Consider the following 12,244-nt stretch of genomic DNA (forward strand, 5'->3'; position numbering starts at 1 on the left):
CGTGGAAGTATACGTCAACAATGCAGAACCGCCAGCAGTGATACTGGCGTTGAACTCTGCGTTTGTGAGACTAACGTTGGTACTGTTTTAGGAACATTTGCACGCTCGACTCAATAATGTGATTGCGTTGAGTTGTATCTGGAGACGGTGCATGACCAATGATTTGCGGCCAAAACGCGAATGACTTAAGCAGTGCGATAAATTGCGTCGAGGCAAAGTGTGGGTCAAGCTCAATTAGACGCTCGTCAGCCAATGCTGCTTTTATCCACACCGTCAGACCACTTTCGGCTTGAGAGTATTTGTCCATTGCTTGCGCCGCGAGCTCTTTGTTGTGGAAATACTCTGAAAATAGGACTCTGGAAAGGTCAATGAACCCTTGAGACTCAAGTAGGTCAAGCTCTTGATTGGCAATCGTGGTGAGTTGCTCGGCTAATGGCAATTTTTGCTGATAAGGGAAGTGAGTGGCAGCTAGGGTTTTCGCCCAGATACTATCGAGAATTTCCTCCAACAACAGCTCTTTGCTGGCAAAGTGATTATAAACAGTACGCTTTGACACTTCGGCTCTTGCTGATATTTTATCCATGCTGGTGGATTTGTAGCCGTGCTCGGTAAACTCAGCAATCGCGGCCTCAACAATGGCTTCGCGTTTCTTTTGGCTTAGTGTTTTTTTAACGGTCATGATAAGTACAACTCAATCTAAAATTAGCACGGTATTCCATTATTTTACACTAACTAGTTTACCTTTAGTATGCGGGATTGTGCTTAATCCCTTTGCTTGGTTGTCTGGGTAGCATAGAATCGATAAAGGCTTTGATTTAGAGAGAAGAGAATTAGACATCAATGAGTAGTATTTTAGAATGTATTCGTACTGTCGGACGAGGAGAGAGAGGCCGTAAACCTCTTACGTTTGAACAGGCCTATCGCATCATGGATGAGTATTTGAGTGGTCAAGTTGGAGACGACCAGATGGCGATGCTACTGATGCTAATTCGCGTGCAGAATGAGACGAACGAAGAGATTGCCGGCTTTGTGAAAGCATTTCAATCTCGAGTTCCGGATTTAGGCGCGGACATTGATTGGCCTTGCTATGCCGGTAAACGCAACGATTCAAGCAGCGGTAAGCCATGGAATTTACTAGCAGCGAGAATCTTAGCCGATAGTGGCTACAAGATTTTAATGCACGGCTATATGGATAAACCGAGCGGTCGAACGCACGTAGAAACACATCTTCAAGATGTCAATGTGCAAAGTGCGGATAACCCAGAGCATGCCAAAGAGATTCTGGATAAAGAGGGTATTGCCTACCTTCCTCTAGCAAACTTTGCACCTGAAGCTCAAACCATGATTGGTTGGAAGCACCGTTACGGTTTGCGCACGCCAATCAATACCGTGGTTCGCGCACTTAACCCAGGTGGTGGTCGATTAGGTGTCCGTGGCAGTTTTCACCCAGGCTTCCCTCAATTACACGCGGAAGTTGAGCATGTCATTGGTAATAAATCGCACTCGGTCATCTCATTTAAAGGCCAGAACGGTGAGTCGGAATATAACCCTAAGGTGAGCCAAACTGTTTGGTTGAGTTCTCCCGAGAAGGTGGAGTCGTTTTATTGGGAGGGCAGTATGCATGAAGGACTATCGCTACCAGATAGCTGTGTGTTTGGTACGCCAGAAGATGAAATGGAGATGATGGCCAACAGCGTAGTCGACACAATGACGGCCGTGTTGTTTGCTGAAACTCATGATAAACCTGAAGCGTATAAGCGTGCTTCTGAGCTTTGGGAAGCGTATTGCCGAAAGTAACAACTCATGACTAGGCCAGCAGCGCTGGCCTTTTTTGTACCTGCCGTTTATGGAAAAAGGTATTGAGCCTTTTAACCCGAATGTGAACAATGAGTTATTTCGGTTGGTATAAACGTCAGCTTAAGATTTTACGAATCGGCTAAAGTCAATTTCATGCTCTTTTTGATATTTTACGAGCTTAATCTTCAACTCCCGCTTGGCCGCGATTTCGACCGCTGCATAGGACATGCGGGTGATCTCTTCACTGCAATCTGAAATCAGTGGGCACTCTTTCTCATTGAAGCGGCCCACGAGGGTTTTATCGATGCCGTCTTTGTCTGAGTACACAAAAGCATAAAGGGCTTGATGGTGCTGCATATGTCTTTTACTGGCTGAAAATTGATGTAGGGGCAAGGTTACAGGATCTAAAATTACAAAAAAGTATCAAAAAGTAATGGCTTGTAAGGAGTTGTCTGACGTTTATTACATCTATTTTTATGCGCTTCAGCCCTTATTCCACCTCACGTTTCTTCGAAATTAGGTTTTGCCTATCAATAAAATTGTTGAAATCCATTTAGTAAAATCAAGATTTTAGACAACAATTAACATATAGGTACAAGATAAGACCTGGCTAAGAGTTTTTAGGGAGAAAGCGATGAATTCGATTAAAGTGAAAGATTACATGACGCTGCAGGTTGTGACGTTCACTCCTGATATGCCGTTAAGTCTCGCGCTAGACAAAGTAATGCGCAGTCACCACATGGGTGGTCCCGTGATTGATGAAAGTGAGAAGGTGATTGGCTTCCTTTCAGAACAGGATTTGTTAGAGAAATTGGTTAAGGTGAGTTACTTCTGCCAAGACACGCATACGGTGGGTGATTGCATGCATCCTGAGGTGCTGTCGGTATCTCCAGAACTTTCGATTATTGAATTGGCAGACTTAATGAAAGTGGGTAAGCCAAAAGCATACCCAGTCATCGATAATGACAGACTCGTTGGTATGATAACGCGTACTGATGTATTGAGAGCAATTGGTAAAAACTTAGATGATTGCTTCCAACATCCTGTATAATTCCTTGTTCGAAATGATTATTCTTACCGATTAATCTAAATTAACAAAAGGCGCACTGGCGCCTTTTGTTGTTTGTAGCGTTCTCACTGCTGCTACCTTTTCATAAACGGAGACGATTCATGACAAATCAAACGGCCAAGTTTGTCGAAGGTTCAACAATGCGCCATATCTTAGTGATGTCTGGTGCTGGATCTGTTGGTTTGATGGCTCTGTTTGTGGTCGATCTTCTCGATATGCTGTTTATTAGTATGTTGGGTCAGGTTGAGTTGGCCGCGGCTGTTGGTTTTGCTGGGACATTAACGTTCTTTTCAACCTCAGTTTCAATCGGTACCTCGATTGCAATGGGAGCATTGGTTTCTAAAGCCATTGGAGCTAAAGACCGAGACCACGCTAAACAGCTGAGTGTCAGCATTATGATGACGGCTTTTGTGATCAGTTCGGTCGTAACGGCGACAATGTATGTTCATATCCCTGAGTTGTTGAGTGCGATAGGTGCACAGGGGTTGGCGGCAGAAAGAGCGCAAGCGTATTTGCAGATTCTGCTTCCTAGTGGCCCATTTTTAGCTCTGGCGATGGCTGCTGGTGCTGGGCTTAGAGCTGCCGGAGATGCTAAGCGCTCGATGTGGGCGACATTGTCGGGTGGTATCGTCAACGCGATTCTTGACCCGCTATTTATCTTTGGGTTCGGTTGGAACATTGAAGGGGCAGCTTTAGCCTCGGTTATTGCTCGTTTCACCGTGCTTTATTTCTCTCTTTATCCGCTTATTCGTAGCCACGACTTAGTCGCGAAGCCATCAATTGCTCATTGGCGCTTCAATCTACGCCCAATTCTTGCGATTGCCTTGCCAGCCATTATCACCAATACCGCGACGCCAATAGGCAATGCGATCGTGACAACGGGCATCGCGCAATACGGTGAAGACTTTGTCGCTGGGTTTGCGGTGATTGGTCGTCTAACTCCGGTTTGTTTCGCGGTGATTTTTGCGTTATCGGGCGCTGTCGGTCCTATTATTGGGCAGAATTTTGGTGCTGAGCGCATGGATAGAGTTAAAGAAACGCTAAATAACTCTTTATTAGTGACAACGGCATACACGTTAGCGGTTTGTATCTTGCTTTACTTCTTACAGGACTTTGTGATTTTGATGTTTAGCCTACAAGGCGATGCCGCAATCATTGTTGCCGCTTTCTGTAGCTATGTTGCCATCACTTTTACCTTTAATGGTGCGCTGTTTGTTGCTAATACTTCGTTCAACAATTTGGGTAAGCCTCTTTACTCTACCGCTCTAAATCTGGGTAAAGCCACACTTGGAACCTTGCCGTTCGTTTATCTTGGTTCACACTGGTTTGGTGCCCTTGGTGTTCTTTATGGCCAAGCATTAGGTAATGTCTTGTTTGGTGTGCTCGGCATACTCGTATTGCGCTTCCATATAGCAGAGTTGATGAAAGGCTCTGAAGTCGAGGTTGAGCAAGAGGATGTGTCAATCGTCAGTCTGAACACGCAGCCATTCTGTTCACATGACGCGGTATTGATCGACGATGTTTCAGCAAATAGAGAAGAGCTCAACGACGCCAAAACTTAGTGAGTTTTCTTCCTATTTAATTGCAACTTCTCCTTGACCTTGGAGACGGCTCCAAGGTTTATACTTCAGGTGAACTGAGGGGGTATTTGGACTATCTCAACTAGGCAACCCCTTCAGCAGTCGAGTATTAAGGAGAATTTATTATGTGTGCAAAACATGCCGCGTGCCGCTCAACCAAAGTGGATATTCAAAATCAACCAGCGGCTTCAAGCTGCGGTAGCCCCAAAATTACCAGTATTACTGCTGCCTCTACGCCCTCATCTTCGTGCTGTGCAACGACTGAGTCTTCGGCAGGTGGAGAGAGTTGTTGTGGTTCAGACAGTGGAGAAGAGGACCGGCTGTCCTCAGTTGTCGAACTTCAAAGTAAGCTCACTAAAAGTTGGCTCGTCTCAGGTATGGATTGCCCAGCCTGCGCGCGAAAAGTAGAAAAAGCCGTATCAGCTATTCCCGGTGTTGCTGAAGCCAAGGTACTGTTTGCGACAGAAAAATTGGTCGTAAAATACGATCAAGTTGAACTCACTGAAACCATTGAAACAGCCGTTCAAAAAACGGGCTTCAGCTTGAGTGAAGTCGGAGCTAGGAAAAAACAAGAGCCGGCCACTTTCTGGCAATCTCACATTCAGCCAAACCTCCAAATTATTGCGATAGCAGCAGCGATGTTGTTCGCCGCTCTAATCAAAGATTTCAGTCCTGTTTTAAGCGAGCGATTGTTCATTGTCACTTGTTTACTAGGGCTTTACCCTGTCGCTAAACAAGCGGTGAAGCTTGCTCGCTCTGGTACTCCGTTTGCTATTGAAACCTTGATGAGTGTTGCTGCATTAGGTGCTCTGTATCTGGGTGAAACAGTAGAAGCGGCCATGGTTCTACTGTTGTTCTTAATTGGCGAACGTTTAGAGGCCTTTGCTTCCTCTCGAGCACGCAGCGGTGTGCAAGCATTGATGGCGTTGGTGCCTGAGAATGCCACTCAAATTATTGATGGCGAACGTGTTGAAGTTGCAGTGACGGAACTGAAACCTGGTGATGTTATTGAAGTCTCTCCTGGTGCTCGACTGCCAGCAGATGGCCAACTGATTACTTACGCCGCTAGCTTTGATGAGAGTGCACTCACTGGTGAATCCGTGCCTGTCGAACACATCAAAGGCAACGCTATTATGGCGGGCGCTGTGGTGGTTGATAAAGTCGTTCGTATCACAATCACCTCAAAACAAGGTGAGAATGCGATAGACCGAATTCTTCACTTGATTGAAGAAGCTGAGTCACGCAAAGCGCCGTTAGAACGATTTTTAGATAAGTTCAGCCGTTGGTATACGCCGTTAATGATGTTTGTCGCATTGATGGTGATCGTGATTCCACCGAGCTTGTTTGCTCAGCCTTGGGAAACTTGGGTTTATCGCGGCCTCGCGCTATTGCTGATTGCATGTCCGTGCGCGCTTGTTATCTCGACACCGGCTGCAATTACCTCTGGCTTGGCGGCTGCGGCAAAACGTGGTGCATTGATTAAAGGCGGTGCGGCATTAGAACAGTTGGGTAAAGTTGAGACTATCGCGTTTGATAAAACTGGAACCCTAACTGAAGGTAAGCCGCAAGTTACTGATGTGATGCCGTTGCAAGGTTGGCAAGAGCAACAGCTATTGCGTGTAGTGGGAGCGATTGAAATAGGGTCAAGTCATCCATTAGCACTGTCTCTTGTTAATAAAGTGAAAGACATGGGAATTGCTATTCCTGAGTCTGAGAACAAGCGCGCTCTTATCGGTAGTGGTGTTGAAGGTGATGTCGATGGGCTTACTTATCAAGTGCTTTCACCATCGAAAGTGACGTTTGCACTTGATTCTTCAGTGCAACAACAAGTCGCTTCACTTGAGATGCAAGGCAAAACAGTCGTGGTTGCCGTAGAACAGTCTCAAACAGTGATTGGTTTGATTGCTTGGCAGGATACGCTGCGCAGCGATGCGAAGGCGGCAGTTGAACGATTAACCCTATTGGGCGTCGAGTCGATAATGCTAACAGGCGACAATCCTCGTAGCGCAGAGGCAATCAGCTCAGTCGTTGGCATGCAATACAAGGCAAGCTTATTACCAGCGGATAAAGTGAGTTACGTTGAAGAGCTCACTCGTCGTTCTCACGTTGCTATGGTGGGGGATGGCATTAATGATGCTCCCGCAATGAAAACCGCGAATGTTGGTATTGCAATGGGCGGAGGTACCGACGTCGCGCTTGAAACTGCCGACTCAGCGCTCACTCACAACCGTTTGACTGAACTGCCAGCGATGATTGAGTTATCACAAGCGACCATGAGAAACATTCGTCAGAACGTGGCATTAGCGTTGGGCTTAAAAGGCGTTTTCTTGGTGACGAGCCTGTTTGGCATTACTGGCTTATGGGTAGCGGTACTTGCTGATAGCGGGGCAACGGCACTGGTGACGCTCAATGCTCTAAGACTATTAAGATTTAAGTCAAAAGCTGACTAAGATAGCGTCGTATTAGTTACAGAACGCCTCTGGGTTATTAAGCGCATATCGTCTGATTTGCGTTTTATGAACTAGAGGCGTTTTTTTCGTCATTATTATGCAACGAAGCTGGTCGATTACGGTAAAAGTGTGATGCCAATCGGTTTTTCGTGAAACCTGCATGTATGTTGCGTGGATAGGTGTGACGCTTGTCACTTCATTTTGTAAATAGCTTGGTTAGAGTAAACACGTACCCCACAAACTTATAATGCGCTTAGATAAGGGTGATGAACACTCAATAAGCCACAAGGAGCAAACTATGTCTCAAGCTGTTTTCCACTTAGGTATTACTGAAGCTGATCTTCAAGGTGCGACACTAGCGATCATCCCAGGTGATCCAGCACGTGTACAAAAAATTGCTGATGAAATGGAAAACCCAGTATTTCTAGCAAGCCACCGTGAGTACACACTGTACCGCGCTGAGCTAGATGGTAAGCCTGTGGTTGTTTGTTCTACTGGTATTGGTGGTCCATCTACATCCATCGCTGTAGAAGAGCTAGCGCAACTTGGTGTACGTACTTTCCTACGTGTTGGTACAACTGGTGCAATCCAACCACACGTAAACGTGGGTGACATGATTGTAACAACAGGTTCTGTTCGTCTAGACGGTGCAAGCCTACACTTTGCTCCAATGGAGTTCCCTGCGGTAGCTGACTTCGAAATTGCAACGGCAATGAAAGCGGCAGTAGAAGAGTCTGGTGCAACAGTTCATACTGGTGTAACGGCATCAAGTGATACGTTCTACCCAGGTCAAGAGCGTTACGACACGTTCTCTGGTCGCGTTGTTAAGCGTTTCCAAGGCTCTATGCAAGAGTGGCAAGACATGGGCGTTCTAAACTTCGAAATGGAATCTGCAACACTGCTAACAATGTGTGCAAGTTCTGGTCTGAAAGCGGGTTGTGTAGCGGGCGTTATCATCAACCGTACACAGAAAGAGATTCCTGAGCACGCGACATTGAAAGAGACGGAAGCACGCTCAATCAAAGTGGTTGTAGAAGCTGCTCGTAAAATGCTGTAATCGAACGTATTCGAACATCTCTATCCTCATGTGATAGAGGGATTTGAATGGTTAAAAGCTGCGCTTAATGGTGCAGCTTTTTTGTATCTGTCGATCAGCGTTAGTGTGAGAATCCAGGCACATAAAAAGGCGCATGATGCGCCTTTAATGTATGAGAGGTGAACCTTTGACCGATAGTAGCCTAGTAGCCTAGTAGCCTAGTAGCCTAGTAGCCTAGTAGCCTAGTAGCCTAGTAGCCTAATAGCTTAGTAGATTACTAGATTAGTACTCTAAATCCTCGTGACCACCTGCGGCAGCGAACCAAGATGTCAGGTGAGTTTTGAGGTCTTTCAACTCATCAGGCCCAATCAAAGCTAAACCTAAATCTTCTGCACGGGTGATGTCGTTATGACGCAGTGGGCGGAAGCTCACTAGCATTGCACGAGCTTGAAGGCCACCCAGTAAATCACGTAGCGATTCTAACTTGTATAAGGTGTCGTCGCCGTCGTCACGCATACCCTTGGTCTTACACTCGATGATGTGCAGTTTATTATTTACAACCGATGCGACATCCAGTTCGTTACGAACTTCACGTTCACCTAGCTGGCGGTAAACCTGAACGTTCAACGAACGGTCTTGAATGGTTGGCATGTCATCTTGAATCTGTTTGACCGTGCTATGTACCAGAGTTTCCAGCCATTCACCATTCGAGAAACGACGCGCGTCTTCATTAGCGAAGGTTAAAATACCGTCTTGGTAAGTCGCAATCTTTGCTTCAACGAGATCGGTAAGCAGCATGTTCAGCTCGCGATAGCCTTGTTGCTTTTCAGAAAGCTCAACATCCAGCTTTTGCTCTTTACGACACGTAGTTGCTAGGTAATTCAGTGTTGCTAAGCCAGGGCCCAATTCAAGGGCATTACTAGCCCAACGCTCACCCAGTTCGTAGAGTTTCTGATCCAGCTGAGGTGGCAGCTCGAAGTCGTTAAATTCGCCGCGAGCACCAAACACGGTTAGGTAGTCATCAATGGTGATGCGGTCTTGAACTTGTGCGTCTTCTTTACCATTTGGGTATAACCAACACAGTTTGTCACTGTTTGGTTCAACCACGAAAATCGGCCAGTGATAAGTGCGAAATACTTCGTAAACAGAGAGCAGGCGATGTCTTAGGCCACAACTTGCGTTAAGTTTGACTTCTTGGCCACGTGCTTTGAGGTCTTCGGCTAAGTTTTGAATCGATTCTTTAATGACAGAGGTGTTGACGATGGTAGGAATTTCAAAGAACTCACTCGTAATGTCGCGCTTTTGGAGTACAGAGTGAAGACGCAGATACATGCCTTCTTGAGTCTTATCGCCGATAAAGACAATGTGAGAACTGACGGTTCGATTATCCAATAAAGGGGTAATCAACCTAATGGGGTCTTGATCAATAATGCCAACGTGAACAGCCATATAAATTCCTTAATATTGGCTCGCTCAAAATGGGATCGTAACGGAAAGCAGCAAGCCATAATACTCATATAATGACAAAGCCTTAAAAAAACAAGGGTAACCTTTGATAAAAGTTACCCTTGTTCAGTCAGTTAACGATTTGGTGCGAGCAAAGTCTTACCTTTATTCGCTTTAAAGTGGACCTAAAGTTTGAATTGGTGCACCAAATCCCCTTGTTGGTTAGCAAGAATCGTGAGGTTTTCACTTGCTTGAGCAATTGACGACATCGCTTGATAACTTGCATCTGCAATGTGGTTGATGTCTTCAATATTGCGTGCAATGTCGCTCGATGTCTCACTTTGTTCTGCGGCCGCTTGAGAAATATGCGTACTCATGTGGCTGATCTCTAAGATAAGCGCCTGAATCTCTTCCATCGCGCTATTGGCATTGGAAGCCTGTTCAACCGACATCTCCATATCGTTCATACAGCTTTCAATCACATTACCTGCTGTCTTAGAGCTTGATTGTAAGTTGCTGATCATGGTTTCAATCTCAGAGGTAGATTGCGTTGTTTTCTGTGCTAGAACGCGAACCTCGTCTGCGACTACTGCGAAGCCTCTACCTTGTTCACCGGCACGTGCAGCTTCGATAGCAGCATTCAGTGCAAGTAGGTTGGTTTGTTCTGCGATACCACGAATCACATCAAGGATCGAGCCGATCTGGCTGCTCATCTGTTGCAGTTCACCCACTGCGACAACCGACTCATTAAGGCGTGTCTCAAGCTGGTTAATCGTGCTGATGTTGGTGTTCATGATTTGACGACCAGATTCAGACGCTGACTCGACCTGTTGAACCATGGTCAATGAGCTCTGCGCGCTGCTCGCCACTTCTTGCACCGAATGTGACATCTCTGTCATTGCGGTTGCCACATTAGCAGTCTGTTCGCGCTGGTTGCTCAGTTGAGCTTGTGTTGTTGAAGAGGTTTTTTGGTTGATGCTTGCCGTTTCTGTTAGCTCGTCAGACGCCTCATTCAGCTTGACTAGAATATTATGTAGGTTATCTGCAAGCGTATTGATGTGGCGGCTCACACGGCTAAATTCGTTGTCGTAACGAATATCGATGCGTTTGGTCATATCACCTTGAGTCAGACCTTCAAGCGCATGCAAAATGCGAGTCAAAGGTTCGCGCACACTGTGTGCAATGTGATAACCAATCGCTGCGGCAAATACAGTCACCACAACACCAATTGCGATGGCTTTCATCAGGCCTTGGTCGTAGACTTCGCCCGCCTCAGCCAAAGAATTATCCAGTTGTTCACCAGCGGTCACGTTGAACGAGTCCAGTACAGCCATTGCTTTATCGACATCGACGGCTAAGTTAGCAATGTTGATGTATAACGCTTTTTTCGCTTGTAGGTAGTTGTTGTGTTTATCGAGTACACCACCTTTTTGGCCTACATCTTTGGTAAATTTCTGTACTGACTCATCGAAAGCGCCCTTTAGCTCAGGCAGTTGAGTCGTTAAGCCACGGTATGCGTAGTTGAGGTGCGTAACCGCCTTCTTGTTTTTGTTTACAGCGCTTTGAACCAACTCGACGTCTGAACTCGCGAGTGCGTCAGAGGTGATGACCTCCGCATCCTTTAGTTTAATGAAGTAGCTTTTCGCCATTACCTTAACAGAGATGCTTTTCTGATCGGCAACATACTCCTTCATACCAACCGTGAGTTCTGAATGCAGACGTTGGAATTCGCGCGAAGCTTTCTGTACTTGCTCTTGAGCAACAAACATCGCGACGTAGTTGTTCATCGCTTCTTCTGCTTCTGAGAAGTAGCGCTCTTCTAGCTGTTTTAACTGCTCAACACGTTCTACAAGGACAGGGTTGGTCGCACTGGCAACCTCAAGCTCTTGAAGAACGGAGGAGAATGCTTGTTGTGATTGAGCAAACTCGCTGCGCATCTCTGTCATGCGCTCTTGATTCTGTGTGGTGAGGTAATCTTTGAATGATTTATCTGCAGAGAGTAACTGCACACTGGTTTGGTTAGAGAGAGTGACGAGAGGCAGCGAAGACTTAGAGACGCTTTCGAAATTACTGTGTATCTGATTCATGCTGCTCATCATGATTGTAATCGTAATTGCAAACATGATGATGATCAGTGCGAAGCCCGCGTACATGCGTTTTATCACTGAGCCTTTCATGGCCATTCTCCCTAAAAATAAAATACAGACCGAAAATCCGGTCCAAAACAAAGTAACAAAAGTGTCAGCATTCTATTGAGTTCCAGTCACACATTTTATGACGCACCCGTCAAAAATAGCTCTCAGTAATTTACGGCATAGCATTCTTTTGCCCTTGATAGGGTTTTCTTTGATTTGAACACTGTTTTTTATTATGCTTTGGCTCAGGTTGATTGAGGTTTCTAGTGGCTTGACGCATACTCAAAGCTCTTAGAAGTAAATGTTTTATTGGAGAAAAACATGGCTGAAGAAACCATTTTTAGCAAAATAATCAATAAAGAAATTCCAGCAGATCTTCTTTACCAAGACGATTTGGTTACCGCGTTTCGTGACATTAATCCTCGCGCGCCAAGCCATATCCTGATTATCCCAAACAAGCTGATTCCAACTGCAAATGATGTGGAAGCGGAAGATGAAGCGATGATGGGACGCCTATTTACGGTTGCTCGTAAACTGGCTAAAGAAGAGGGCATTGCAGAAGATGGTTACCGACTGATTGTGAATTGTAACTCTCACGGTGGCCAAGAAGTTTATCATATTCATATGCACCTCGTAGGTGGTCGCCCTCTTGGCCCACTATTAATGAGCTAATTGAAAAAATTGACTTTCTATACCAACTTTATGCGTGAACTGTAGTCCAAAGCATCGGT

General features: G+C 45.7%; 10 protein-coding genes. 6 read left to right on the forward strand and 4 right to left on the reverse strand.

Annotation, left to right across the window (positions count from 1 at the left end; translation table 11 throughout):
- Positions 1-70: 70 nt before the first annotated feature.
- Positions 71-679 (reverse strand): TetR/AcrR family transcriptional regulator, encoded by a 609-nt coding sequence (locus tag L1D60_RS07630; RefSeq protein WP_239840551.1) that lies wholly within the window; start codon positions 677-679, stop codon positions 71-73.
- Between the two features lie 161 nt (positions 680-840).
- Here L1D60_RS07630 and L1D60_RS07635 point away from each other — a divergent pair, with 161 nt between their 5' ends.
- Complete coding sequence (locus tag L1D60_RS07635) at positions 841-1,797, forward strand: glycosyl transferase family protein (protein WP_239840552.1); 957 nt, start codon at positions 841-843, stop codon at positions 1,795-1,797.
- Between the two features lie 120 nt (positions 1,798-1,917).
- Here L1D60_RS07635 and L1D60_RS07640 read toward each other — a convergent pair whose 3' ends face one another.
- Positions 1,918-2,154 carry a hypothetical protein gene (locus tag L1D60_RS07640; protein ID WP_239840553.1) on the reverse strand — a complete coding sequence of 79 codons (237 nt, stop codon included), beginning with the start codon at positions 2,152-2,154 and terminating at the stop codon, positions 1,918-1,920.
- A gap of 277 nt (positions 2,155-2,431) precedes the next feature.
- Between L1D60_RS07640 and L1D60_RS07645 the strand changes: the two genes are divergently transcribed.
- From L1D60_RS07645 to udp, 4 genes are all read left to right on the forward strand, one after another.
- Positions 2,432-2,848: a CBS domain-containing protein gene (locus L1D60_RS07645; RefSeq protein WP_239840554.1), complete on the forward strand. Its 417-nt coding sequence runs from the start codon at positions 2,432-2,434 to the stop codon at positions 2,846-2,848.
- Positions 2,849-2,967: 119 nt separating this feature from the next.
- On the forward strand, positions 2,968-4,428 hold the full coding sequence (locus tag L1D60_RS07650; protein WP_239840555.1) for an MATE family efflux transporter: 1,461 nt from the start codon (positions 2,968-2,970) through the stop codon (positions 4,426-4,428).
- Positions 4,429-4,571: 143 nt separating this feature from the next.
- Positions 4,572-6,896 carry a zinc/cadmium/mercury/lead-transporting ATPase gene (locus L1D60_RS07655; RefSeq protein ID WP_239840556.1) on the forward strand — a complete coding sequence of 775 codons (2,325 nt, stop codon included), beginning with the start codon at positions 4,572-4,574 and terminating at the stop codon, positions 6,894-6,896.
- Positions 6,897-7,194: 298 nt separating this feature from the next.
- Positions 7,195-7,953: a uridine phosphorylase gene (gene udp / locus L1D60_RS07660; protein ID WP_239840557.1), complete on the forward strand. Its 759-nt coding sequence runs from the start codon at positions 7,195-7,197 to the stop codon at positions 7,951-7,953.
- 261 nt (positions 7,954-8,214) lie between these two features.
- Here the strand turns inward: udp and L1D60_RS07665 are convergent, their stop codons facing one another.
- Both L1D60_RS07665 and L1D60_RS07670 read right to left on the reverse strand, forming a co-directional pair.
- Complete coding sequence (locus L1D60_RS07665) at positions 8,215-9,381, reverse strand: DUF1887 family protein (RefSeq protein ID WP_032549507.1); 1,167 nt, start codon at positions 9,379-9,381, stop codon at positions 8,215-8,217.
- A 182-nt stretch (positions 9,382-9,563) separates the two neighbouring features.
- Complete coding sequence (locus L1D60_RS07670; protein WP_239840558.1) at positions 9,564-11,555, reverse strand: methyl-accepting chemotaxis protein; 1,992 nt, start codon at positions 11,553-11,555, stop codon at positions 9,564-9,566.
- A 279-nt stretch (positions 11,556-11,834) separates the two neighbouring features.
- Here L1D60_RS07670 and hinT point away from each other — a divergent pair, with 279 nt between their 5' ends.
- Positions 11,835-12,185: a purine nucleoside phosphoramidase gene (gene hinT / locus L1D60_RS07675; protein WP_150871736.1), complete on the forward strand. Its 351-nt coding sequence runs from the start codon at positions 11,835-11,837 to the stop codon at positions 12,183-12,185.
- Positions 12,186-12,244: the final 59 nt, after the last annotated feature.

It is taken from the genome of Vibrio sp. Isolate30 (assembly GCF_022397975.1).
GTDB classification, from domain to species: Bacteria; Pseudomonadota; Gammaproteobacteria; order Enterobacterales; family Vibrionaceae; genus Vibrio; species Vibrio fortis.